The following is a 22,337-nucleotide window of genomic DNA, read 5'->3' as shown; positions in this document are numbered from 1 at the left end:
ACGATTGGTGTCGTATCACAGAAACTGGGGCCGCTGCGCAGCCCTTTCCGACCGGTCCGGCGCTCCGGCAAGGCCGCTCCTACAGGTGCTCGGCGCCTTGAATGGCCTCATCCCCCAACTGCAAGGCCACTCCATGTTCGACCTTCTCCTCCTCGAACAGGCGCCATACATGCTCATCCTGGCTGCCCAGCAGCTCGACGAAGCGCCGCCCCTCGACCTTGTCGTCCAGCTGGCCGACATAGCGGCCAGGCTCGCTGCGGGCCAGTTGCACCTTGCGGTCGCGGTCCGGCTGGGTGGGGGAGATCAGGTTCAGTTCCAGGGTTTGCGGGTTGCTGTTGCCGCTCAGGCGTACGTCCACTTCGCCGGTCAGCTCGTCGAGGTGGATGCTGGCCTTGAGGTTGAGGGTCTGGGCCAGCAGTTCGCGGTCCAGCGAGCGGTTGATGCCCTTGCCGGCCTCGTAGTAGTTGTCGTTGACCAGGTTGTCGGGGTTGCGCACGGCAATGCTGACCATGGTCAGGCTCAGGCACACCGAGGTGGTCAGGATACCGATGATGATCCAGGGCCAGAGGTGCTTGTACCAGGGGCTGGTGGCGGTAGCGGCAGGCATGGTGCTTGGTCTCTCTCAGCGGATCTGTGGGCCGATGAAACGGCTCTTGGCTTCGACCTGTTGGCCGCTGTCGTCGGCGTCCTTCAGGGTGAAGATGATTTCGTTGGTGGTCGAGGGCAGTTTTTCCGGGGCCACCGACAGCTGCACCGGCAGGCTGACGATGTCGCCGGCGGCCACGCGGATCTCGCGCTGGCCGGTCAGCTGCAGGTCGGGCACGCCGGTGGCGTCCAGCACATACACGTGGTCGCGCTGGTCCTTGTTCATCACTTTCAGGCTGTACACGTTCTCGATCCGGCCTTGGGCGTTCTCGCGGTACAGCACGCGGTCCTTGGCCACGTCGAAGCCTACCAGCGAACGGGTGGCGAAGGCGGTGGCCAGGGCGCCGATCATCACCAGCAGCACCATGGCGTAGCCGATCAGGCGCGGGCGCAGCATGTGGGTCTTCTGCCCGGACAGGTTGTGCTCGGTGGTGTAGCTGATCAGGCCCTTGGGGTAGTTCATCTTGTCCATGATCGCATCGCACGCATCGATGCACGCGGCGCAGCCGATGCACTCGACCTGCAGGCCGTCGCGGATGTCGATGCCGGTGGGGCACACCTGCACGCACATGGTGCAGTCGATGCAGTCGCCCAGGCCCTGGGCCTTGTAGTCCGCGTCCTTTTTACGCGGGCCGCGGGTTTCGCCGCGGCGCGGGTCGTAGCTGACGATCAGGGTGTCCTTGTCGAACATCACGCTCTGGAAGCGCGCATAGGGGCACATGTACACGCACACCTGCTCGCGCAGCCAGCCGGCGTTGCCGTAGGTGGCCAGGGTGAAGAAGCCGACCCAGAAGTAGGCCCAGCCGTCGGCTTGCCCGGTGAAGAACTCGATGACCAGCTCGCGCACCGGGGCAAAGTAGCCGACGAAGGTCAGGCCGGTGATCAGGCCAATCAGCAGCCACATACTGTGCTTGGCCAGCTTGCGCAAAAACTTGTTGGCGCTCATCGGCGCCTTGTCCAGCTTCATGCGCTGGTTGCGGTCACCCTCGGTGACTTTCTCGCACCACATGAACACCCAGGTCCATACGCTTTGCGGGCAGGTGTAGCCGCACCATACGCGCCCGGCATACACGGTGATGAAGAACAGGCCGAAGGCGGCGACGATCAATATGCCCGACAACAGGATGAAATCCTGCGGCCAGATGGTGGCGCCGAAGATGTAGAACTTGCGCTCGGGCAGGTCCCACCACACGGCCTGGCGGCCGCCCCAGTTCAGCCACACGGTGCCGAAGTACAGCAAGAACAATGCGGCGCCGCCGACCATGCGCAGGCGACGGAACAGGCCGGTGAAGGCGCGGGTGTAGATTTTTTCGCGCGAGGCGTAGAGGTCGACGGAATCCTTCCCTTTGCTGGCAGGCGGGGTGACGTCATGTACCGGTATTTGCTTGCTCATCATCAAGTCCCACGGCAGTGGAGAAACGCCGCGACCCGTGCTTGGCGGCCGCGGTCTGGCGCGCTCTTACGGCGCTCTGCGGCCCATGATACGCCTGTGATGGCGCGCCGGGGCCTTGCTGCGACACTTAGTCGCGTTGGGTGGCTTGGGTAAACGTGATATGGCGGGTGTCAATTGATCCAGGTCAGGCCGGGCTCGTTTTTATGCTTGAAAGAACGGTGGGAGCGGGCTTGCCCCGCTCCCACCGTTCACCGCATCACTCGGCCTTTGGTGCTTGTTGCTCCTGATGCGACAGGCTGTACACATAAGCCGCCAGCAGGTGCACCTTGTCATTGCCCTGCAGCTGCTCTTGCGCCGGCATCTGGCCCTGGCGGCCGTAGCGGATGGTCTGCTGCAACTGGGCGAAGCTCGAACCGTAGATGAACGCCTGCGGGTGGGTCAGGTTGGGGGCGCCCATGGCCGGGGTGCCCTTGCCCTCGGGGCCGTGGCAGGCCACGCAGTTGGTGGCGAAGATCTGCTGGCCCTTGACCGGGTCGGCCTTGGCGTCGTCAGGCAGCTTGCGCCCGTCCAGGTTGCTCAGCACGAAGGCCGCCACGTCAGCCACGCCTTGCTCGCCGATCACCGTGCCCCAGGCCGGCATCACCCCGTGGCGCCCGCCCATGATGGTGGTCTTGATGGTTTCCGGCTCGCCGCCCCAACGCCAGTCGTTGTCGGTGAGGTTGGGGAAGCCGTAGGCACCCTTGGCGTCGGAGCCGTGGCACACCGAGCAGTTGGAGGCGAACAGCCGAGCGCCCATCTTCAGTGCCTGCGGGTCCTTGGCCACTTCTTCCAGCGGCATGGCAGCGAACTTGGCGAAGATCGGCCCGAAGCGCGCATCGGCCTTGGCCATTTCCTTTTCCCACTCGTGCACGCCGGTCCAGCCGGCCTGGCCGTTGGAAAACTCGGTCTGCTTGTCGTTGTCCAGGTACGAGTAGCCCGGCAGCACGCCTTTCCAGTTGCCCAGGCCCGGGTACAGCACCAGGTAACCCAGGGCGAACACGATGGTGCCGACGAACAGCCAGAACCACCATTTGGGCAGCGGGTTGTCGTACTCCTCGATGCCGTCGAAGGCGTGGCCCACGGTCTCGTCGGTGATCTCCTCGCGCTGGCCCTTGCGGGTCGACAGCAGCAGCCAGGTCAGCGAGAAGATGGTGCCCAGGGTGAGTACGGTGACGTACAGACTCCAGAAGGTTGTCATTGTTGTTTGCTCCCAGAAGCGTTTTTCGCTTGCTCGACGTGGCGGATGGCCTCGGGGTCGTCCGCGAACGGCAGCCGCGTCGCTTCATCGAAGTCCTGCTTGCGCCGCGGGCTGAACACCCACAGCGCCAGGCCCACGAAAGCCACCAGCACCACCACGGTACCCAGGCCGCGAATCATCCCGATATCCATCAGCGTCACCGTTTGCTCTTGATGATGGTGCCAAGGCCTTGCAGGTACGCCACCAGGGCGTCCATCTCGGTCTTGCCCTTGACCGCGTCGCGGGCACCGGCGATGTCTTCGTCGGTGTAAGGGGTACCGAGGGTGCGCAGCACTTCGAGCTTCTTGGCGGTGTCCTTGCCGTCGAGCTTGTTCTCGACCAGCCACGGGTAGGATGGCATCTTCGACTCAGGCACCACGTTGCGCGGGTTGTACAGGTGCGCGCGGTGCCAGTCGTCGGAGTAGCGGCCACCTACACGGGCCAGGTCCGGGCCGGTGCGCTTGGAACCCCACAGGAACGGGTGGTCCCAGACGCTTTCGCCGGCCACCGAGTAGTGGCCGTAGCGTTCGGTTTCGGCGCGGAACGGGCGGATCATCTGCGAGTGGCAGCCCACGCAACCTTCGCGAATGTAGATATCGCGGCCTTCGACTTCCAGCGCGGTGCGCGGCTTCATGCCCTCGACCGGCTTGTTGGTGACGTCCTGGAAAAACAGCGGGACGATTTGCGTAAGGCCACCGATGCTGACAGCGATGACCATGAAGAAGGCCAGCAGGCCAATGTTCTTCTCGACGGCTTCATGCTTCATCAGTGCGCTCCCACGACGACGATCTTGGCGGCTTCCTCAGCCTGTACCGGGTTGGCCGCGCGAACGGTGCGGAACACGTTGTAGGCCATCAGCAGCATGCCCGAGGCAAAGAACGCACCGCCCAGGGCGCGGACGATGTAGCCCGGGTGGCTGGCTTGCAGCGCTTCGACGAACGAGTAGGTGAGGGTGCCGTCGTCGTTGATGGCGCGCCACATCAGGCCCTGGGTGATGCCGTTGACCCACATCGAGGCGATGTACAGCACGGTGCCGATGGTGGCCAGCCAGAAGTGCGCGTTGATCAGGCCGACGCTGTGCATCTGCTCGCGGCCGTAGAGTTTCGGGATCATGTGGTACACCGCGCCGATGGAGATCATCGCCACCCAGCCGAGGGCGCCGGCGTGTACGTGGCCGATGGTCCAGTCGGTGTAGTGCGACAGCGAGTTGACTGTCTTGATGGCCATCATCGGGCCTTCGAAGGTGGACATTCCGTAGAACGCCAAAGACACCACGAGGAAGCGCAAAATCGGATCGGTGCGCAGCTTATGCCAGGCCCCCGACAGGGTCATCATGCCGTTGATCATGCCGCCCCAGCTTGGCGCCAGCAGGATGATCGACATCACCATGCCCAGCGACTGCGCCCAGTCGGGCAGGGCGGTGTAGTGCAAATGATGCGGGCCGGCCCAGATGTACAGGGTGATCAGCGCCCAGAAGTGCACGATCGACAAGCGGTACGAGTAGATCGGCCGCTCGGCCTGCTTGGGCACGAAGTAGTACATCATCCCCAAAAAGCCCGTGGTGAGGAAGAAACCCACCGCGTTGTGCCCGTACCACCACTGGATCATCGCATCAGTGGCGCCGGCGTAGGCCGAGTACGACTTGAACAGGCTTACCGGCAGCGAGATGTGGTTGACGATGTGCAGCATCGCGGTAACCACGATGAAGGCGCCGTAGAACCAGTTGCCGACATAGATGTGCTTGGTCTTGCGCTTGACGATGGTGCCGAAGAACACCAGCCCGTAGGTGACCCAGACGATGGCCAGCAGGATCGCCAGCGGCCACTCCAGCTCGGCGTATTCCTTGGTGGTGGTGTAGCCCATCGGCAGGGTGATCAGCGCGCCGACGATCACCGCCTGCCAGCCCCAGAAGGTGAAGGCGGCCATGCTGTCGGAGATCAGGCGGGTCTGGCAGGTGCGCTGCACCACGTAGTAGCTGGTGCCGAACAGGGCGCAGCCGCCGAAGGCAAAGATCACCAGGTTGGTGTGCAGCGGGCGCAGGCGGCCAAAGCTCGTCCATGGCAGGTCCAGGTTGAGCTGGGGCCAGACCAGTTGCGAGGCGATGAAGACGCCGAGCCCCATGCCAAGGATCCCCCAGACCACCGTCATGATGGCGAACTGGCGGACGACCTTATAGTTATAAGCAGTCGGGCTGATTGCTGTGCTCATGCTAAGGTTCCACGGTTTTGGGTCATTCTTGTTGGTTGAAATCGGCGCCAGTTTCTATAACCACCAGGGTTATGGCAACGCAAGGAGACTTGCGCCGACCCGTGTCCAGGCCCTCTGCACCACCGTCCCGGCGTGATTGGGCTGAACGATTGTACACAAATAAATCTTTGTAATGTGTACCGTTTTTCGCCTTTTTCTGATCGAACGGTCAAGCTTTTTTTACGCGCGGCGTCAGGCTGTGCGCCGCGTCTGCTGCGCTCTTCACAGAGCGAAGCCACTGAGGCAACAAGCTTAGTTGCGTTCGGAGGGGGTGCAAGGGAGGGCCAGGAGCGGGCAGGGGAGAGAGGCCCGTCCGTATCAATGAGGTCGCCATGGCGTGTTGCTGAACGTGACGCCAAGTAGGAATGCTCCTGGTGCTGCGTAGGAGCATTCCTTAACAGCATTTGACCCGGCAAATGCCACCCTCTCAACTGCTACGGTTCCTGTCCAATTCGCGCACAGGGAACCGTCGCCATGTTGCATCCAGGGCTCAAGGCCAACTTCACGCTGGCCTTCGACGAGATCGATGTCGACTTCCAGGTGCTCTCGTTCGAAGGCTTCGAAGCCATCAGCCAGCCATACCGCTTCGAAGTGGAGCTGGTCAGCGAACGCCCCGACATCGACCTGGAAAGCCTGCTGCACAAGCAGGCGTTTCTCGCCTACAACCCGGACGGCAACGGCATCCACGCCCAGGTGTACCAGGTGGCCCAGGGCGACTCGGGCAAGCGCCTGCACCGCTACCGGCTGGTGCTGGTACCGCACTTGGCCTACCTGGCGCATCGCACCAACCAGCGCATCTTCCAGCAGCTGACCGCGCCGCAGATCATCGGCAAGATTTTCGAAGAGCACGGCCTGCAAAGCGATGCCTACCGCTTCAGCCTCGGCACCCCGTGCCCGGTGCGCGAGTACTGCGTGCAGTACGACGAGTCCGACCTGCACTTCGTGCAGCGCCTGTGCGAAGAGGAGGGCATGCACTACCACTTCGAGCACAGCCGCGAAGGCCACCTGCTGGTGTTCGGCGACGACCAGGCGTTCTTCCCCAAGCTCGGCCAGCCGGCGAGCTACGTGCAAGACACCGGCATGGTCGCCGATGAGCCGGTGATCAAGCGTTTCAACGTGCGCCTGGAAACCCGCCCCAGCCGCGTGACCCGCCGCGACTACGACTTCGAGAAGCCGCGCCTGCTGATGGAGGCTGCCTACAAGCTCGGCCAGCCGACCCTCGACGAACCGGATCTGGAAGATTACGACTACCCGGCCGGTTTCACCGACCGTGCCCGCGGCAAGCAACTGAGCCAACGTGCCCTGGAGCGCCACCGTGCCGATTACCAGCAGGCCGAAGGCCATGGCGATGTGCCGCGGCTGGTGAGCGGCCACTTCATGCAACTGGCCGAGCACCCGCGCGTGGAGTGGAACGACCTGTGGCTGCTGACCGAGGTGTACCACGAAGGCAAGCAGCCGCAGGTGCTGGAAGAGTCGGTGACCAGCGACCCCAGCGACGACAAGGACGACTTCCACCAGGGCTACCGCAACCGCTTCTTGGCCACCCCATGGGATGTGTTCTATCGCCCGCCATTCAAGCATCCCAAACCCCAGGTACTGGGCAGCCAGAGCGCCGTGGTCACTGGCCCCAAGGGCGAGGAGATCTACTGCGACGAATACGGCCGGGTGAAGGTGCAGTTCTTCTGGGACCGTGAAGGCAAGGGCATCGAGACCACCAGCTGCTGGCTGCGGGTGTCGTCCAGCTGGGCCGGCGAGCGTTACGGTGGCGTGGCCATTCCGCGCATCGGCATGGAAGTGCTGGTGACCTTCCTCGAAGGCGACCCCGACCAGCCGCTGGTCAGCGGCTGCCTGTACCACGCCGTCAACCCGGTGCCCTACGCGCTGCCGGCACACAAGACCCGCACCACCTTCAAGACCCTGAGCAGCCCCGGCGGCGGCGGCTTCAACGAGCTGCGGATCGAGGACAAGAAAGGCCAGGAGCAGATCTTCGTGCACGCCCAGCGCGACTGGGACCAGAACATCGGCAACGACCAGAAGATCCACGTCGGCAACGAGCGCCACGACACTGTGGTAGCCAACAGCTACAGCAAGTTTCAGTCCGAAGAGCACCGCACCACGCTGGGTGACCGCAAGACCGAGATCAAGGTGGACGACCACCTGACCGTGGGCAACAACCAGCACGTGAAGATCGGCACCGCGCAACTGGTGGAAGCCGGCCGGGAAGTGCATATCAAGGCCGGCGACAAGGTGGTGATCGACGCCGGCATGCAGATCAGCCTGAGCGGTGGCGGCAGCTTCATCACCCTCGATGCCGGTGGCGTGAAGGTGGTGGGGGCGCAGGTGCTGCTCAATGCCGGTGGTGCGCCGGGCAGTGGCAGTGGCATCGGCATTCTGTCGCCATTGTTGCCGGGGGCAGCGGCCACGGCGCTGGCCGGCAAGGTGCCGGAGGCCCCGCAGGTACCGACCTGGCTCGAATTGAACCTGCACTACAAGAACCTCGACCCGGTACCCGGGGCGCCGTACCGGGTGGAGTTCGCCGATGGTTCGGTGAAGGAAGGCAAGCTGGATGACAAAGGCTTTGCGCGGTTGGAGGACGTGCCTTCAGGCAAGGCGATGGTTTATTACGGCGAGGACCCGCGGCCGTTTACTCGCGACTCTGTTGTTTCAGTCGTAGAAACGGATGAAGCCATGAACGCCGAGCTACGCAAGCTGGGACTGGATCCAGACGATGTGGATCTTCAGGCCTTGATTGAGCAACATTCAGGGAGAATGGTATGACAAGCGCTTCGTTACCGATGGATAAGGCTGCCAAGACCGCTTATAAAGACGCTGCAATTGAAGTAGCCAAAGGTATTGCTATGGGAGCAGTACCCATTTTGGGACAGGCGATCGATGCGTATGACACGATTGAGTCCTGCATCGTACTTTATAATGCGGAGACCCCTGATGCTAAAGAGCAAGCAGAGTTCGACTTGGTGTTAGCGTTGATCGGATGGATTCCAGGCCCCGGCGATGGTGTCAAGCGTAGCTTTCGTCTAGTCAATCGAGAACCGGAACGGTATGCACCCGTTCTGTTTGATCTTTTGCGATTTATCCTGTCCGAATGTGGAGTCAAGACCAGTCCTGAGGCGTTGCTGTCGGAGGTTTTTAATGCCAGTGCTCTGACGGCAGAGATTGATGAAGTTATTAAAGGTATCAAAGGTTCTTCAGCCTACAAGGCGCTTCCAAACTGGACTCAGTCTACGATCATAACTGTCTTGGCAGGCGCTCGTGATGGTATGCCCAGACTAGTGAGCGTTGTTGAGAAACGATTGGTAAAGTGGAAGAGGATGCAGCGTAATAACTCTGCGCAGGCAGTGCCTTCAGCGAAGCCAGCGGCCCAAGCAAAACCAGAAAGTAAAGACAAGGTGGTTGCTGCTGATGGTAAAGATGCGCCGGACACTTCGAGAACTAATGATAGTGCTAGGTCTCGTGTTGGGCAGCAAAGCTTGGAAGAGCTGACGAACGCAGCGTTGGGCGTGAGCGGAGAGCATATTGCAGATTATATTTGTGCGTATGAATTTGGTTGGGGAATGGACTGGGATGGCCATGACAAAGGGAGCGAAGGTGTTTGGGTCAAAGGAAAGCCCAGTGCCACTAAAATGGGGAAGATTTCGAAAGGCGGTTTTCCCAAGGCAGATGGTGTTCTATATAAGTTGACGGATCCTGCCAATGGTACTGGTATCGACGCGATCTGGTGTGCAAACCCTGAAAATAACGCAAATAAGCAATTCGCTATTGTAGAAGCAAAGGCCAGCAGGGATGAGGATGGACCAAAATTTGCCAGAACCCATCCGGCGAAGAGAAACCCTTCTGTTGTTTCTAAATTGGGGGTGTCGGGCTTGGGAGACCCAAGCGAGATTCTTGAGCCGATTGAAGGTAACGAATCTACGCAGCAGGGAACCGGCTCAAAAGCCCCCGTCCGGCAAAGGCAAAGACTTGGAAACAATAATGCGCCAGTTAAAGCGCCAGCCAATAAGAGTCAAAAAACAGTTGGCGGTATTTTGGTGCAGATGAGCAGGGAGTGGATAACATCGTGCTTGCGTTCTGGAGTGAAGAATAAGTCGTTGCGGCACAAGATAATGTTGTCTTATGCTCGTCATCTTTTCTTTGCTCCCATTTATCATGCGTCTGGTAGTCCGATGGCTCATGCTCAGGCAATATTGAAGCAGTCGCCTCATGAGGAGCATATGGAGCATGTTGCGTTTCATTATAATGAGTCTGATGTGATGAAGGCTGTGAATGCCAAAAAGACGGCTCTAGAGAAAAAGCATGGTGAGCATAAAAATTTGAAGCAGGAGAAGGCTAGATGAACAGGCGTCAGCAGTTTCTGACTCAAGACTATTATGAAAATATGGTGCGCTTTTTTGATGCTGAGGAAAGCTTTTGGAACACGCAAACCTTAGATGAGGATCATGAGGGGCAAGGTGAGTCTATCAAGGCTGATGAGATAAGGCTCGCTACTTTCAGTGCTTTGTTATTGCGCTATACTGGCGGGGAGGAAATTCCTAAGCTGGAGCCGTTGTTGGAGCGGCTAATTCACCAATGTGAAACCTATCAGCAGTGTCTTGAGTACTCCGAAGGCGTGGAAGGGGTCTCTCCTTTAAATATAAAGGAGTTGCTTGCGCACTATGAGGAGTTCGTTCAAATTGTTAGTTTGTGTATTCTTCTTCATCGCAAGGATTTGTTGGCTCGTTTTGTTAGATTAACCGATCAGGCTGGCTTTGCTGGTGATGACGCACTGTACGAGGAGTTGTTGCGTAAGCAGTTGCCAGATCGGTTTGATGTGGATACTTGGTATCATTCGGCGTATGACTTGCTCATTCAGGTGATAGATGCTGAGACACCGAGCGAAGCTTCGCTCTATCTGCAGAGGTACTGTGCTTCTTGGTACGAGTCGTTTGAGCATGCATCTACGTACTGGCATGATACTCATGCGGAAATTGACGGGTGTGAAGGAAGTTATATAGGGTATTGGGCTTTAGAGGCGGGTGCTGTGGCTTATTTGTTCGATATCGATGATAGTCAGATTACAAGTATGGTTTATCCAAGGGATCTTGTTGAGTATGCTCGATCTTACAGGCCCAAGGATACTGAAGGAATTACTCCAAAGGTGTACGCGGGGGAAGTGTGTACGCGGACAGGTTATTGGTTCAGTCCTGCTAACTCAGACTCGCGTCGTTTCTTCAAGGCGGGGGACACAATGCCTGAGTTTAAAGGCTCTTCATGGGGTGCGACTATCTGGTACTGGTCTGGCGAGGAGTAGGGGGCGGAAGGCCGCCTCACTCGGAGGAGACTTTTGACCTTTCAGTGTTGCGTACTGCATCTAGGCATCCGGCATGGCCAAATCCACGGCCGCGCCGGCTACCGCACCGCCTCCTCGCCATCCCCAGGGATGTGTTCTACCGCCCGCCGCTCAAACACCCGAAACCCCAGGTACTGGGCAGCCAGAGCGCCGTGGTCACCGGCCCCGCGGGCGAGGAGATCTACTGCGACGAGTACGGCCGGGTGAAGGTGCAGTTCTTCTGGGACCGCGAAGGCCAGGGTGACGAGACCACCAGTTGCTGGCTGCGGGTGTCGTCCAGCTGGGCCGGCGAGCGTTACGGCAGCGTGGCCATTCCGCGCATCGGCATGGAAGTGCTGGTGACCTTCCTCGAAGGCGACCCCGACCAGCCGCTGGTCAGCGGCTGCCTGTACCACGCCTTCAACCCGGTGCCCTACGCACTGCCGGCACACAAGACCCGCACCACCTTCAAGACCCTGAGCAGCCCCGGCGGCGGTGGTTTCAACGAGCTGCGCATCGAAGACAAGAAAGGCCAGGAGCAGATCTTCGTGCACGCCCAGCGCGACTGGGACCAGAACATCGGCAACGACCAGAAGATCCACGTCGGCAACGAACGCCACGACACTGTGGTGGCCAACAGCTACAGCAAGTTCCAGTCCGAAGAGCACCGCACCACGGTGGGCGACCGCAAGACCGAAATCAAGGTGGACGACCACCTGACCGTGGGCAACAACCAGCACGTGAAGATCGGCACCGCGCAACTGGTGGAAGCCGGCCGGGAAGTGCACATCAAGGCCGGCGACAAGGTGGTGATCGACGCCGGCATGCAGATCAGCCTGAGCGGCGGCGGCAGCTTTATCACCCTCGATGCCGGCGGGGTGAAGGTGGTGGGGGCGCAGGTGCTGCTCAATGCCGGTGGTGCGCCGGGCAGCGGCAGTGGCATCGGCATTCTGTCGCCGCTGTTGCCGGGGGCCGCGGCCACGGCGCTGGCTGGCAAGGTGCCGGAGGCCCTCCAGAAGCACCGTGCGCGTTATCAGTTGCTTGACGAGAAAACCGGTGAGCCTCTGGTGGGGGCGGCCTACGTGCTCGTACAACCCGACGGGACGCGGTTGGCGGGGTACAGCGATGACAAGGGGTACACCTTCCAGGCCGTGACAGAGGGGCCGGCAGATCTGAATTTGCTGACGCAGCAACTCAAGCCTCAGCCGGTAGAGCAGTTGTTCAGGGCGGGTGAAGCTACGCCTCAGGAACTGAACATGGACCACAAAGATATCTAGTCAGAGGGATGACGCATGGTTTCGCCACGATTGCCAGAACTGCCGCAGGGTTGTACCACTACAAGTATCGAGGGTACGGTGAAGGAAGCTCCGCTGCCGTCGCCCGGGAATAAAAAGTATTTGATGGAAAAGGCCGAGTTTGCCATCAAGTTTCCAAAGCTGGGCATACGAGGCAGTAAGAGCGGGGATGAATATTCCATTGAGCTAAAGCAAATTGTCATGAGCGGCTTGATCAGGGCGGACGAGTACCGTTTTGGCTTCAACTGGGACTACAAGGCTGAGGTGAGTTTTGATATGAGATTTGAGCCGCCCAGGCCGTTTCTGAGCTCCTCTTTAGGCGCGCAGGATCCAGGGCGGCGACATTCATTGACGCCGTTTCCGAAAGGGTTTCTTGGAGGGAAACTCAGGCGGCCTGATATCACAATCGTGAAGGACAAGAATGTCAGGTGGCCGGGGCAAGCGGGTTCGGATCATCAGGGCGTTGTGCATCCGGATAATCTGGAACGTATCGTCGAGGTTAAATTTCCGGGTGATACGCTATATGCTGATCAGCGTAGGGACTATATCGAGATTTCGGGTGGTCCGAAAAAATTCTCGGTTCTGGAGGTGACCGACTGCCGGGATAACGGAGAGCGTGAAAAGGACCGTGAATATAATGCTCAAACCAATCCGACGCTAGCGTCGGACCCCCGGAAGTGGCCATTCCCCGTCGAACGGCCGAAGGAGGCACCGACACCAGTACCCGTTTATGGTCCTGCGCCGACAGCGAAACCCGCTTATCTTGAAGCCTGGACGCTTGCACAAGAAGTGGTGGAGGGGTTGCGTGAGGACGGAAAAAACGCAATCGAGGCCTTGTCTCAAGAGGTAAGGCAGTATTTCGAGGACGTCAGTGCCTGGCTGACGCAGAAAGGTGAGTGGATCCGCCAGGAGGCCGGGAAAGCCTGGGAGTGGGTGAGTGAGAGCACGGGAGAAGTGATGCGATGGACAGATGAGCAGGTGCGAGAGATGTGGAAGGAGGTGCAGAAATACACGGATCTATCCCTTGAGGTGTTGAAGGAGATTACTTGGGTGCAGTGGCTGGGGGGAATCGCCGCGACCGTTGCCTTGGTGGTTATCGTCGTGAATGCACCGACGGTGGTTGCTTTTGTTGCTGCTATTCCAGCATCTCTTATATTCGCTCTTGCGTCTTTGGTTCGGATGGTTCATCTGTTCTGGCCGAAACTTGTGCCTATTCTTAGTGCACCTGCGGCACTTGCTGGTGCGAATGCTTGATGGACATGAAAATGAACAATATTGAGAAAATCAAACAAGAACTCGATAATCTCGAGTTCGACTCTTCTGAAGGTGTTCCGGTAGTCAGGTTGGGCGTGGTCGTCACGCTGTACTTTCGAAATGGCTATACTCCTGAGGTCATAGAGCGCATAGCGGGTTGCTTTAAGAGATTTTCTGAAGAGTTTGGGGGTTCTCTTCGGGGTATGATTTATAAACGATACAAAAAATACTCTAGTAAGGCGCTGGAAAGCGCCCTAGGGGCGATTGCAGAAAAGCCGGGTCTGTTTGAATTATTTTTGAGTAGTGGTTCTTCTATTTATGAAGTGGGGGGGTACAGCTTGGCAGTGCTCAATACCCGTGAAGAACGCGGTGATCGATTTAGATCCTACATAAAAATGACAGTCCCATGGTCGATGCTGGATACACCTGGCGGCGTCGAGCGTTTCCAAGCATGGGTGCAGTACCTCAGTGAGCAAGTGGATGCCGAGCACGGCTATGGCGGTCTTTCCACTTTGTTGCCGTATGACTTCGATAAGTACATGCCTGTCGAATATGAGCTTTCGCAGAAGTATCCGGGGTTAGAGGTCGATACCTTGGCCATGGCCTTTTCGCTGAACCTCATTGGATCGATTAAAGGGGTCAATTGGTTCACTGTCTTGGGGAAAACACTGCTTGAGCGCCTGGGAGGCCCGGATTCGGTACGCCGCAAGCTGTCATCTCAAGGAGGCATCCACTGTTTCGAGTACGGTGGCGGGTTGATCGTCAGGGCCGGTGCCTTGCCTGAACTTGGCTCAACAACGGAAATGCCCAAGCTGTACGTTGCAGCCAACCGCATCTTGAAGCCGTTGCGTGCGTCAGACCCGTATGCGCTGCAATCGTACTCCGAGTATGGCAATGGCTATGACGAGGAACGCTCGCTGCGTTGGTACGCACGCTTCGACCAGGAAGAGCCGACCGCGCAGAGCCCGAGAAAAATTGCTGCAGGGGAGACCTGTACCGATACCGGCTTTTGGTTCAGCCCAGCGCAGGAGAACTCCCGCCGGTTCTTCAACGCAGGCGAGGTCATGCCGGAGTTCAAGGGTTCTCCTTGGGGCGCGACCTTCTGGTACTGGTCCGGCGAGGCGTAGCGAGGCTGCGGCGGCCAGGGCATTGACTTGCACCCGGCCAAAGGTCGGGTGATTCAAGCCGACTTGCCCCGCGATGGCGCTCTGATCGGCGACGCCATCGCGGGGCAAGCCCGCTCCCACAGGGTGTTGTTATTTGGCGGTTACTGATTCAGGCATCTGATCCTGCGACAGGCTGTACACATACGCCGCCAGCAGGTGCACCTTGTCGTTGCCCTGGATGTCGGCCTGGGCCGGCATCTGGCCCTGGCGGCCGTAACGGATGGTCTGCTGCAACTGGGCGAAGCTCGAACCGTAGATGAACGCCTGCGGGTGAGTCAGGTTGGGCGCGCCCATGGCCGGGGTACCCTTGCCTTCGGGGCCGTGGCAGGCCACGCAGTTGCTGGCGAAGATCTCCTTGCCCTTGGCCGGGTCGGCCTTGGCGTCTGCCGGCAGGCTGCGGCCATCCAGGCCGGTGAGCACGAAGGCGGCCACATCGGCCACGCCCTGCTCGCCAATCACCGTGGCCCAGCCGGGCATCACGCCGTGGCGGCCGTTCATGATCGAAGCCTTGATGGTGTCCGGCTCGCCGCCCCAGCGCCAGTCCTTGTCGGTCAGGTTGGGGAAGCCGTAGGCGCCCTTGGCGTCGGAGCCGTGGCACACCGAGCAGTTGGAGGCGAACAGCCGGCTGCCCATCTTCAGTGCCTGCGGGTCCTTGGCCACTTCCTCCACCGGCATGGCGGCGTACTTGGCGAAGATCGGGCCGAACTTGGCGTCGGCCTTGTCCATTTCCTTCTGCCATTCGTTGACGCCGGTCCAGCCGTTCTCGTAGCCCGGCAGGATGCCTTTCCAGTTGCCCAGGCCCGGGTAGAGGATCAGGTAGCCCACGGCGAAAACCAGGGTGCCGACGAACAGCCAGAACCACCACTTGGGCAGCGGGTTGTCGTACTCCTCGATGCCGTCGAAGCTGTGGCCCATGGTCTGGTCGGTGGTGTTGCCCTGGCCCTTGCGGGTGCCGAGCAGCAGCCAGGTGAGGCCGATCAGGCTACCGATGGTCAGTACGCTGATATAGGTACTCCAGAAGGTGGTCATTGCCCGTTACTCCTCACAACGGCAGTCATGACAGGTTCCTGCCCGCTCGGGGGCAGGCGGTCGTCGACGAAGGGCAGCAGGCGCGCTTCGGCGAAATCACGGTCGCGGCGACGGTTGAAGACCCAGAGCGACAGGCCGATGAAGGCGATCATCACCACCAGGGTGCCCAGGCCGCGGATCATGCCGATGTCCATTTCCATCGCATTCACCTCTTGTTCTTGATCGCGGTGCCGAGCACCTGCAGGTAGGCCACCAGGGCGTCCATCTCGGTCTTGCCCTTGACCGCGTCGCGGGCACCGTTGATGTCGTCGTCGGTGTAGGGCACGCCGAGGGTGCGCAGGGTGCGCATCTTCACGTCGGTGTGGCTGTTGTCCACCTGCGCGGCCACCAGCCACGGGTAGGACGGCATCTTCGACTCAGGTACCACGTTGCGCGGGTTGTACAGGTGCGCACGGTGCCAGTCGTCGGAGTAGCGCCCACCTACGCGGGCCAGGTCCGGGCCGGTGCGCTTGGAGCCCCACAGGAACGGGTGGTCCCACACGCTTTCGCCGGCCACCGAGTAGTGGCCGTAGCGCTCGGTCTCGGCGCGGAACGGGCGGATCATCTGCGAGTGGCAGCCCACGCAACCTTCGCGAATGTAGATGTCGCGGCCTTCGAGCTGCAGCGCGGTGTAGGGCTTCATGCCCTCGACCGGCTTGTTGGTGACGTCCTGGAAGAACAGCGGGACGATTTGTGTGAGGCCGCCGATGCTGACGGCGAACACCATCAGCAAGGCCAGCAGGCCGACGTTTTTCTCGATGACTTCATGTTTCATCAGGCAGGTCTCCTCAAGCCAGCTGGGCGTTCGCAGGGGCGGCGTCGAGCGCCGGCGAACGCACGGTGCGCCAGGTGTTCCAGGCCATCAGGAACATGCCGCTGAGGAAGATCGCGCCGCCGACGAAGCGCACGACAAAGCCTGGGTGGCTGGCCACCAGGGTTTCCACGAACGAGTAGGTGAGCGTGCCGTCGCTGTTGACCGCGCGCCACATCAGGCCCTGGGCGATGCCGTTGACCCACATCGAGGCGATGTACAGCACGGTGCCGATGGTGGCCAGCCAGAAGTGCGCGTTGATCAGCCCGATGCTGTACATGCGCTCCTTGCCGAACACTTTCGGGATGGTGTGGTACAGCGCGCCGATGGAGATCATCGCCACCCAGCCGAGGGCGCCGGCATGCACGTGCCCGATGGTCCAGTCGGTGTAGTGGGAGAGGGCGTTGACGGTCTTGATGGCCATCATCGGGCCTTCGAAGGTGGACATGCCGTAGAACGCCAGCGAGACGACCAAAAAGCGCAGGATCGGGTCGCTGCGCAGCTTATGCCAGGCCCCCGACAGGGTCATCATGCCGTTGATCATGCCGCCCCAGCTCGGTGCCAGCAGAATCAGCGACATCACCATGCCCAGCGACTGTGCCCAGTCGGGCAGCGCGGTGTAGTGCAAATGATGCGGGCCGGCCCAGATGTACAGGGTGATCAGCGCCCAGAAGTGCACGATCGACAGCCGGTACGAATACACCGGGCGTTCGGCCTGCTTGGGCACGTAGTAGTACATCATCCCCAGGAAGCCTGCGGTCAGGAAGAAGCCCACCGCGTTGTGGCCGTACCACCACTGCACCATGGCATCGGTGGCGCCGGCGTACACCGAGTACGACTTGGTCAGGCTGACCGGCAGCTCCAGGTTGTTGACCACATGCAGCAGCGCCACGGTGAGGATGAACCCGCCGAAGAACCAGTTGCCCACGTAGATGTGCTTGGTGGTGCGCTTCATCAGCGTGCCGAAGAACACGATGGCGTAGCACACCCAGACGATGGTGATCAGGATGTCGATCGGCCACTCGAGCTCGGCGTACTCCTTGGAGCTGGTGTAGCCCAGCGGCAGGGTGATGGCGGCGAGCAGGATCACCAGTTGCCAGCCCCAGAAGGTAAACGCGGCAAGCTTTGGCGAGAACAGGGTGGTCTGGCAGGTGCGTTGCACCGAATAATAGGAGGTGGCGAACAGGGCACAGCCACCGAAGGCGAAGATCACCGCGTTGGTGTGCAGCGGCCGCAGGCGGCCGAAGCTGGTCCACGGCAGGTCGAAGTTCAGTGAGGGCCAGGCGAGCTGGGCGGCGATGAAGACGCCGAGCCCCATCCCGACGATGCCCCACACCACCGTCATGATGGCGAATTGGCGGACCACCTTGTAGTTGTAGGCGGTACTGCTGGTTGTGTTCATGTATGGGTTCCCATCCACGGTTATTGGCAGGCTATACAGCGAGGCAAAGCATGATTAATGGGCAAAGTGCCGGTATTGACGGGGATCAATGGGCGCAGATTGCAAATGCCCCAGGCTTGCGCTGCGATCCACCCAAGGTCGGCGGCGATCACGGCGTTTCCCCGTGGTTGATCCTGGCCCACGGCGCCGGCGCGCCGATGGACAGCGGGTTCATGGACGAAATGGCGCAAAGGCTGGCCGCGCTTGGCGTAGGGGTGGTGCGCTTCGAGTTCCCGTACATGGCCCAGCGCCGGCTTGACGGTGGCCGCCGGCCGCCCAACCCGCAGAAGGTGCTGCTGCAATGCTGGCGCGAGGTGTATGCCCAGGTGCGGCCATTGGTCGCAGGGCGGTTGGCGGTGGGCGGCAAGTCCATGGGCGGGCGCATGGCCAGCCTGTTGGCCGATGAGTTGGGGGCTGATGCGCTGGTGTGCCTGGGGTATCCGTTCTATGCCGTGGGCAAGCCGGAAAAACCGCGGGTCGAGCACCTGGCCGGTTTGCGCACGCCGACGCTGATCGTGCAGGGCGAGCGCGATGCGTTGGGCAATCGGGAGGCGGTGCAGGGGTATGAGTTATCGCCGGCGATCGAGGTGAGCTGGCTGGTGGCGGGGGACCATGACCTGAAGCCGCTGAAGGCGTCGGGGTTCAGCCATGAGCAGCATCTGCAGGCGGCTGCAGCAAAGGTGGCGGGGTTCTTGCGGGAATAGGTGGGAGGTAATCGCGGGGCAAGCCCGCTCCCACGTGGGAGCGGGCTTGCCCCGCGATGGGGCCTGCGCTTAGTCGCGGTACTCGCACAGGTAGGCGGTATCCACGGCCACCTTCAACTGGAACTTGCTGTCGGCGGCGACGTTGAACTTGTCGCCGGCGTTGAAGGTTTCCCAGTTGTCGCTGCCCGGCAGTTTCACGGTCAGGGCGCCGGACACCACGTGCATGATCTCGCGCTTGGCGGTGCCGAACTCGTATTCGCCCGGGGCCATCACGCCGACCGTAGCCGGACCTTCATGGCCTTCGAAGGCGATCGACTTGACGGTGCCATCGAAGTACTCGTTGACCTTGAACATGGGCGACTCCTGAAAAAAGGCTGAAAAAAAGGGCTGGCCAGTATGCCCAAGGTCAACCCTTGCGTCATCTGTTTCAGGCGCTGCCCGCCGGCAGGCTCAGGGGCAGCAGGCGCGCGGTGTTGCGCGCGTCTTCCAGGGCCCGGTGCTGCTGGCCGGTAAACTGCAGTCCGGCCAGTTGCAGGGCGCTGTTCAGCCCAGCCGGGCGCTGCAGATGGCGGGCCTTGGCGAAGCGCTGCTTGAGGTTGATGTGCGGCAACTGCGCCAGCAGGCTGAGCACCTGGTGCTGCTGCCACTCCTGAAGCAGTTGCTTGCGGTCGTAGTCGCCCCAGCTGACCCAGGCCTGCAACTGCCCCTGGTGATGCATCAGCCAGCGTTCGAACTGCGCCCACACCTCGGCGAAGGGTTCGGCGCTGTCGACGCTGGCCTGGGTGATATGCGTGAGTTCGCGGCAAAACGGCGTCAGCTGCGGGCGCCGGCGCGGACGCACGAAGCGCTGGAAGTGGTCCACCTCGCGCCCCTCGCGGGTTACCAGGCTTGCGCCGATTTCAATGATTTCCATCTCCGTGACCGGCCAGCCGCCGTCATCGGTGGTGGCTTCCAGGTCGATCACCAACCAGTGGCCCATGCCAGGCTCCCTTTCAATACAGGTGGTTTGCGGGTGCTCGACCACGCAGGCCTGTAGAGCGTAGCCAAACTCGTCGCCCGCGGCATCCCCTGGCACTTTGGCATATCCAGCGGTTGTGCCTGCCCCGGAAAACGCCTAGCTTAAGCGCATCCAGGCCAATACCCTCGATGAGTGCCCCGTCTTGATCCCACTGCCACGCCTCAACTTGCCCTCCTTCCTGCTGCTGTTGGCCGCATCGCTGGTAGCGGGCCTCATCCAGGCTGGTGAGGTGGTCGAGGTGAAGGTCGGGGCCGCGCACTTCCCGCCCTACACCGTGCGCCCCGAGCAGGGCGCCGACACCGGCCTGCTGCCGCAACTGGCCGAGGCACTCAACCGCCTGCAGGGGCAATACCACTTCGTGCTGGTGCCCACCTCCATCCCCCGGCGTTTCGGCGACTTCCAGCAGGGCCGCACCGACCTTGCGATCTTCGAGAACCCGCTGTGGGGCTGGCAGGATATTCCGCACCAGAGCGTCGACATGGGGCTGGAAGACGCCGAGGTGTTCGTCGCCCTGGCCGCGCGTGGCCAGCACTATTTCGACAGCCTCGAAGGCAAGCGCCTGGCCCTGTTCAACGGCTACCACTACGCGTTTGCCGGCTTCAATGCCGACCCGGCCTACCTCAAGCAGCGCTACCGCGCGACCCTCACCTATTCCCACGACAGCAACCTGTCGATGGTCGAGCGCGGGCGCGCCGACATGGCCCTGGTCACCCGCTCGTATCTCAGCGATTTCTTGCGTCGCAACCCGGGCAGTGGCCAGGCGCTGATGGCTTCGCAGCGGGTCGATCAGGTCTACCACCACTACGCGCTGCTGCGCCCCGGCGCGCCGATCAGCCCCGCGGCGTTTGCCGGGCTGATGCGCCAGCTGCGAGAAAACGGCGAACTGCTGCGCATCTTCCAGCCCTTTCGAATCACCGTAGAGGCGCCGCAGGACTAAATCCGCAGGGCCTGGCCGCGTTCTGGAAGGTGAGCCTTTCTTTCATTTTCGTGAGCCAAGACCATGCCGTTCTATACCGCTTCGCAGCCCCTCGCCGCGCCCCGCTGGCGTACCTTGCAGGCCGATGAAGGCGATTGCCGCCTGAGCCTTGCCCTGGAGGGCAGGCCCTTGATCAGCGTTCGCCTGGCGGCGGGCGAGCCCCTTGTCGTGCACCTGGAACAGCTCTGCCCCGAGCGCCCCGAGCAGGCCCTGTGGGCTGCCTGCTACTGGTTGCTGTCCCGCGACCCGGCCTGCCAGCGCCTGGCCTGGCGGCTGCCGCAAGCGGTCCCTCAAGCGGTTGCCAGCGGCCTGCTGCTACCCGGCGCACAGCCCGGCGAGTACCTGTGTGAGCGCACCCTGTTCTGGCAGTTGCCGCAACCCTGGCTGGGCCAGTTGCCTGCTGGCGTTTACCCGCAGCAGATGCAGTTGAGCAACGGCAAGCGCCACCCCCGCCGTGCGCCCAAGCCCCGGGGGGAGGTGTACCGGCGCTTCGATGTGCGGCTGGGGGCCTGGGTGTCGTTGCGCACCCTTGAGGTCGATCAGGACCTTGAGCGCTTCAACCGCTGGCAGAACAACCCGCGGGTGCTGCAGTTCTGGCAGGAGGGCGGCACGCTGGCGCAGCACCGCGAGTACCTCGAAAAGCTCGACGCCGACCCGCACACCCTGACCCTGATCGGTTGCTTCGACGACCAGCCGTTCGCCTACTTTGAGGCGTACTGGGCCAAGGAGGACCGCATCGCGCCGTTCTACCCGGCCGACGACTACGACCGCGGCATCCACATGCTGGTGGGCGAGGAGGCGCACCGTGGCCCGCACAAGGTGGCCAGCTGGCTGTCGGCGCTGGTGCACTACCTGTTCCTCGACGACCCGCGCACCCAGCGGGTGGTGGCCGAGCCGCGCGCCGACAACGGCAAGATGATCGGCTACATGCACGACCAGTGCTTCCACTGCGAGAAGGAATTCGATTTTCCGCACAAGCGCGCGGCGTTGATGATCCTGGGGCGGGAGCGGTTCTTCGATCGCTGCAAGCTGGCGTGAAGCTTATCGCGGGGCAAGCCCGCTCCCACGGTGACTGCGTGGGAGCGGGCTTGCCCCGCGATCAAATCTTCAGTTTTGGCGGCTGCTCTTGCGGCAGTGGATCAGCGCATCGCGAATCATGAAGTTGACCAGCGTTGGCGACACTCCCAGCTCCTTGGCGATGTCTTTCTGCGGCACGCCATGCAGGCGGTACATCTCGAAGGCGTAACGGGTGCGTTGGGGCAGTTCGTTCAGTGCCTCGGCAATGTCTTCGAGGGCCGCCAGGTTGATGTGCGTGGCTTCCGGCGAGGCGTTCTGGATCACCACGTTCAACCCTTCCTCCTCGCTGCCGGAGTACTTCAGCTCCATGGCCTGCTTGCGGTAGTGGTCGATGGCCAGGTTGCGCACGATCTGGAACAGGTAACTGAGCTGGGCCTTGAACGACGAGGTGATCTGCGGCGCGGAGCTGAGCCGGAAGAACGCATCCTGCACCACATCCTCGGCTCGGGAGCGGCAACCGGTAATGCGTGCGGCGATCTTCACCAGGATGCTGCGATTGTCGACGAAAGCCTGGAGCAGGGGTGAATCGCACTTACTTGTGGACATTGGTTCCGCCATGGAATTTTCACCTGGTCTCAGAGAGGGAGGGAGGCCATCCCGGCAAGGGGAGGCCGCCTGCGACGTGCGACAAATTATTCAAGAT

Annotated in this window: 21 protein-coding genes and 1 pseudogene; 9 read left to right on the top strand and 13 right to left on the bottom strand. The window is 61.2% G+C overall.

Annotation, left to right across the window (positions count from 1 at the left end; genetic code table 11):
• Nucleotides 1-79 precede the first annotated feature (79 nt).
• The 6 genes from KSS94_RS18570 to ccoN (KSS94_RS18545) form a co-directional block, all read right to left on the bottom strand.
• Complete coding sequence (locus tag KSS94_RS18570) at nucleotides 80-607, bottom strand: FixH family protein (RefSeq protein WP_217839540.1); 528 nt, start codon at nucleotides 605-607, stop codon at nucleotides 80-82.
• Between the two features lie 15 nt (nucleotides 608-622).
• Nucleotides 623-2,038 (bottom strand): cytochrome c oxidase accessory protein CcoG, encoded by a 1,416-nt coding sequence (gene ccoG, locus KSS94_RS18565; protein WP_217839539.1) that lies wholly within the window; start codon nucleotides 2,036-2,038, stop codon nucleotides 623-625.
• 256 nt (nucleotides 2,039-2,294) lie between these two features.
• A complete protein-coding gene (ccoP, locus tag KSS94_RS18560; protein WP_217839538.1) occupies nucleotides 2,295-3,275 on the bottom strand; it encodes a cytochrome-c oxidase, cbb3-type subunit III in 981 nt (326 codons plus the stop codon).
• Nucleotides 3,272-3,466, bottom strand: a complete 195-nt coding sequence (locus tag KSS94_RS18555) for a cbb3-type cytochrome oxidase subunit 3 (RefSeq protein WP_217839537.1) — start codon at nucleotides 3,464-3,466, stop codon at nucleotides 3,272-3,274. The genes ccoP (KSS94_RS18560) and KSS94_RS18555 overlap by 4 nt, the downstream gene beginning before the upstream one ends.
• A gap of 5 nt (nucleotides 3,467-3,471) precedes the next feature.
• A complete protein-coding gene (ccoO, locus tag KSS94_RS18550; RefSeq protein WP_217839536.1) occupies nucleotides 3,472-4,080 on the bottom strand; it encodes a cytochrome-c oxidase, cbb3-type subunit II in 609 nt (202 codons plus the stop codon).
• The gene (gene ccoN / locus KSS94_RS18545) at nucleotides 4,080-5,522 is read right to left on the bottom strand and encodes a cytochrome-c oxidase, cbb3-type subunit I (protein ID WP_060508211.1); all 1,443 of its coding nucleotides are present in this window, start codon (nucleotides 5,520-5,522) and stop codon (nucleotides 4,080-4,082) included. Before ccoN (KSS94_RS18545) ends, ccoO (KSS94_RS18550) begins: the two co-directional genes overlap by 1 nt.
• Nucleotides 5,523-6,035: 513 nt before the next feature.
• Between ccoN (KSS94_RS18545) and KSS94_RS18540 the strand changes: the two genes are divergently transcribed.
• The 6 genes and pseudogenes from KSS94_RS18540 to KSS94_RS18515 all read left to right on the top strand — a co-directional run bounded on the left by KSS94_RS18540 (nucleotide 6,036) and on the right by KSS94_RS18515 (nucleotide 14,560).
• On the top strand, nucleotides 6,036-8,339 hold the full coding sequence (locus tag KSS94_RS18540) for a type VI secretion system Vgr family protein (RefSeq protein ID WP_217839535.1): 2,304 nt from the start codon (nucleotides 6,036-6,038) through the stop codon (nucleotides 8,337-8,339).
• Complete coding sequence (locus tag KSS94_RS18535) at nucleotides 8,336-9,913, top strand: hypothetical protein (protein ID WP_217839534.1); 1,578 nt, start codon at nucleotides 8,336-8,338, stop codon at nucleotides 9,911-9,913. The genes KSS94_RS18540 and KSS94_RS18535 overlap by 4 nt, the downstream gene beginning before the upstream one ends.
• A complete protein-coding gene (locus KSS94_RS18530) occupies nucleotides 9,910-10,866 on the top strand; it encodes a PoNe immunity protein domain-containing protein (protein WP_217839533.1) in 957 nt (318 codons plus the stop codon). Before KSS94_RS18535 ends, KSS94_RS18530 begins: the two co-directional genes overlap by 4 nt.
• 104 nt (nucleotides 10,867-10,970) lie before the next feature.
• Nucleotides 10,971-12,161, top strand: a pseudogene (tssI, locus tag KSS94_RS18525) (type VI secretion system tip protein TssI/VgrG); the annotation flags it as partial.
• Nucleotides 12,162-12,176: 15 nt separating this feature from the next.
• Nucleotides 12,177-13,433, top strand: a complete 1,257-nt coding sequence (locus KSS94_RS18520) for a VRR-NUC domain-containing protein (protein ID WP_217839531.1) — start codon at nucleotides 12,177-12,179, stop codon at nucleotides 13,431-13,433.
• 11 nt (nucleotides 13,434-13,444) lie between these two features.
• A complete protein-coding gene (locus tag KSS94_RS18515; protein ID WP_217839530.1) occupies nucleotides 13,445-14,560 on the top strand; it encodes a type VI immunity family protein in 1,116 nt (371 codons plus the stop codon).
• A gap of 129 nt (nucleotides 14,561-14,689) precedes the next feature.
• Here KSS94_RS18515 and ccoP (KSS94_RS18510) read toward each other — a convergent pair whose 3' ends face one another.
• From ccoP (KSS94_RS18510) to ccoN (KSS94_RS18495), 4 genes are read right to left on the bottom strand one after another with little or no spacing between them, the layout of a single operon-like run.
• Complete coding sequence (gene ccoP, locus KSS94_RS18510) at nucleotides 14,690-15,628, bottom strand: cytochrome-c oxidase, cbb3-type subunit III (protein WP_217839529.1); 939 nt, start codon at nucleotides 15,626-15,628, stop codon at nucleotides 14,690-14,692.
• Nucleotides 15,625-15,828 (bottom strand): cbb3-type cytochrome oxidase subunit 3, encoded by a 204-nt coding sequence (locus KSS94_RS18505; protein WP_217839528.1) that lies wholly within the window; start codon nucleotides 15,826-15,828, stop codon nucleotides 15,625-15,627. The genes ccoP (KSS94_RS18510) and KSS94_RS18505 overlap by 4 nt, the downstream gene beginning before the upstream one ends.
• Before the next feature lie 5 nt (nucleotides 15,829-15,833).
• Complete coding sequence (gene ccoO / locus KSS94_RS18500; RefSeq protein WP_217839527.1) at nucleotides 15,834-16,442, bottom strand: cytochrome-c oxidase, cbb3-type subunit II; 609 nt, start codon at nucleotides 16,440-16,442, stop codon at nucleotides 15,834-15,836.
• A gap of 13 nt (nucleotides 16,443-16,455) precedes the next feature.
• Nucleotides 16,456-17,880 (bottom strand): cytochrome-c oxidase, cbb3-type subunit I, encoded by a 1,425-nt coding sequence (ccoN, locus tag KSS94_RS18495; protein ID WP_217839526.1) that lies wholly within the window; start codon nucleotides 17,878-17,880, stop codon nucleotides 16,456-16,458.
• A 50-nt stretch (nucleotides 17,881-17,930) separates the two neighbouring features.
• On the opposite strand from ccoN (KSS94_RS18495), the gene KSS94_RS18490 reads away from it, so the two are divergent.
• Complete coding sequence (locus KSS94_RS18490) at nucleotides 17,931-18,623, top strand: alpha/beta family hydrolase (RefSeq protein WP_225935802.1); 693 nt, start codon at nucleotides 17,931-17,933, stop codon at nucleotides 18,621-18,623.
• Between the two features lie 69 nt (nucleotides 18,624-18,692).
• On the opposite strand, the gene ppnP is transcribed toward KSS94_RS18490, so the two are convergent.
• Nucleotides 18,693-18,977, bottom strand: a complete 285-nt coding sequence (gene ppnP, locus KSS94_RS18485; protein WP_217839525.1) for a pyrimidine/purine nucleoside phosphorylase — start codon at nucleotides 18,975-18,977, stop codon at nucleotides 18,693-18,695.
• 73 nt (nucleotides 18,978-19,050) lie between these two features.
• Nucleotides 19,051-19,602 carry a 3'-5' exonuclease gene (locus tag KSS94_RS18480; protein ID WP_217839524.1) on the bottom strand — a complete coding sequence of 184 codons (552 nt, stop codon included), beginning with the start codon at nucleotides 19,600-19,602 and terminating at the stop codon, nucleotides 19,051-19,053.
• A gap of 181 nt (nucleotides 19,603-19,783) precedes the next feature.
• Here KSS94_RS18480 and KSS94_RS18475 point away from each other — a divergent pair, with 181 nt between their 5' ends.
• Together KSS94_RS18475 and KSS94_RS18470 are read left to right on the top strand one after the other, a co-directional pair.
• Nucleotides 19,784-20,578, top strand: coding sequence for a substrate-binding periplasmic protein (locus tag KSS94_RS18475; RefSeq protein ID WP_217839523.1), 795 nt, complete (start codon nucleotides 19,784-19,786; stop codon nucleotides 20,576-20,578).
• 63 nt (nucleotides 20,579-20,641) lie between these two features.
• Nucleotides 20,642-21,655 carry a GNAT family N-acetyltransferase gene (locus KSS94_RS18470; RefSeq protein ID WP_217839522.1) on the top strand — a complete coding sequence of 338 codons (1,014 nt, stop codon included), beginning with the start codon at nucleotides 20,642-20,644 and terminating at the stop codon, nucleotides 21,653-21,655.
• Nucleotides 21,656-21,724: 69 nt separating this feature from the next.
• Here KSS94_RS18470 and KSS94_RS18465 read toward each other — a convergent pair whose 3' ends face one another.
• Nucleotides 21,725-22,252: an RNA polymerase factor sigma-70 gene (locus KSS94_RS18465; protein WP_217839521.1), complete on the bottom strand. Its 528-nt coding sequence runs from the start codon at nucleotides 22,250-22,252 to the stop codon at nucleotides 21,725-21,727.
• Nucleotides 22,253-22,337: the final 85 nt, after the last annotated feature.

The organism is Pseudomonas fakonensis, assembly GCF_019139895.1.
Lineage (GTDB): Bacteria > Pseudomonadota > Gammaproteobacteria > Pseudomonadales > Pseudomonadaceae > Aquipseudomonas > Aquipseudomonas fakonensis.
Note: the sequence above shows the minus strand (reverse complement) of the source record. Positions and strands in the feature narration are given on the sequence as shown.

Excerpts from the sequence above, each read along its gene's own strand:
- KSS94_RS18570 (WP_217839540.1), bottom strand. The coding sequence starts at position 607 with ATGCCTGCCGCTACCGCCACCAGCCCCTGGTACAAGCACCTCTGGCCC.
- ccoG (WP_217839539.1), bottom strand. The coding sequence starts at position 2,038 with ATGAGCAAGCAAATACCGGTACATGACGTCACCCCGCCTGCCAGCAAA.
- ccoP (WP_217839538.1), bottom strand. The coding sequence starts at position 3,275 with ATGACAACCTTCTGGAGTCTGTACGTCACCGTACTCACCCTGGGCACC.
- KSS94_RS18555 (WP_217839537.1), bottom strand. The coding sequence starts at position 3,466 with ATGGATATCGGGATGATTCGCGGCCTGGGTACCGTGGTGGTGCTGGTG.
- ccoO (WP_217839536.1), bottom strand. The coding sequence starts at position 4,080 with ATGAAGCATGAAGCCGTCGAGAAGAACATTGGCCTGCTGGCCTTCTTC.
- ccoN (WP_060508211.1), bottom strand. The coding sequence starts at position 5,522 with ATGAGCACAGCAATCAGCCCGACTGCTTATAACTATAAGGTCGTCCGC.
- KSS94_RS18540 (WP_217839535.1), top strand. The coding sequence starts at position 6,036 with ATGTTGCATCCAGGGCTCAAGGCCAACTTCACGCTGGCCTTCGACGAG.
- KSS94_RS18535 (WP_217839534.1), top strand. The coding sequence starts at position 8,336 with ATGACAAGCGCTTCGTTACCGATGGATAAGGCTGCCAAGACCGCTTAT.
- KSS94_RS18530 (WP_217839533.1), top strand. The coding sequence starts at position 9,910 with ATGAACAGGCGTCAGCAGTTTCTGACTCAAGACTATTATGAAAATATG.
- KSS94_RS18520 (WP_217839531.1), top strand. The coding sequence starts at position 12,177 with ATGGTTTCGCCACGATTGCCAGAACTGCCGCAGGGTTGTACCACTACA.
- KSS94_RS18515 (WP_217839530.1), top strand. The coding sequence starts at position 13,445 with ATGAACAATATTGAGAAAATCAAACAAGAACTCGATAATCTCGAGTTC.
- ccoP (WP_217839529.1), bottom strand. The coding sequence starts at position 15,628 with ATGACCACCTTCTGGAGTACCTATATCAGCGTACTGACCATCGGTAGC.
- KSS94_RS18505 (WP_217839528.1), bottom strand. The coding sequence starts at position 15,828 with ATGGAAATGGACATCGGCATGATCCGCGGCCTGGGCACCCTGGTGGTG.
- ccoO (WP_217839527.1), bottom strand. The coding sequence starts at position 16,442 with ATGAAACATGAAGTCATCGAGAAAAACGTCGGCCTGCTGGCCTTGCTG.
- ccoN (WP_217839526.1), bottom strand. The coding sequence starts at position 17,880 with ATGAACACAACCAGCAGTACCGCCTACAACTACAAGGTGGTCCGCCAA.
- KSS94_RS18490 (WP_225935802.1), top strand. The coding sequence starts at position 17,931 with ATGATTAATGGGCAAAGTGCCGGTATTGACGGGGATCAATGGGCGCAG.
- ppnP (WP_217839525.1), bottom strand. The coding sequence starts at position 18,977 with ATGTTCAAGGTCAACGAGTACTTCGATGGCACCGTCAAGTCGATCGCC.
- KSS94_RS18480 (WP_217839524.1), bottom strand. The coding sequence starts at position 19,602 with ATGGGCCACTGGTTGGTGATCGACCTGGAAGCCACCACCGATGACGGC.
- KSS94_RS18470 (WP_217839522.1), top strand. The coding sequence starts at position 20,642 with ATGCCGTTCTATACCGCTTCGCAGCCCCTCGCCGCGCCCCGCTGGCGT.
- KSS94_RS18465 (WP_217839521.1), bottom strand. The coding sequence starts at position 22,252 with ATGGCGGAACCAATGTCCACAAGTAAGTGCGATTCACCCCTGCTCCAG.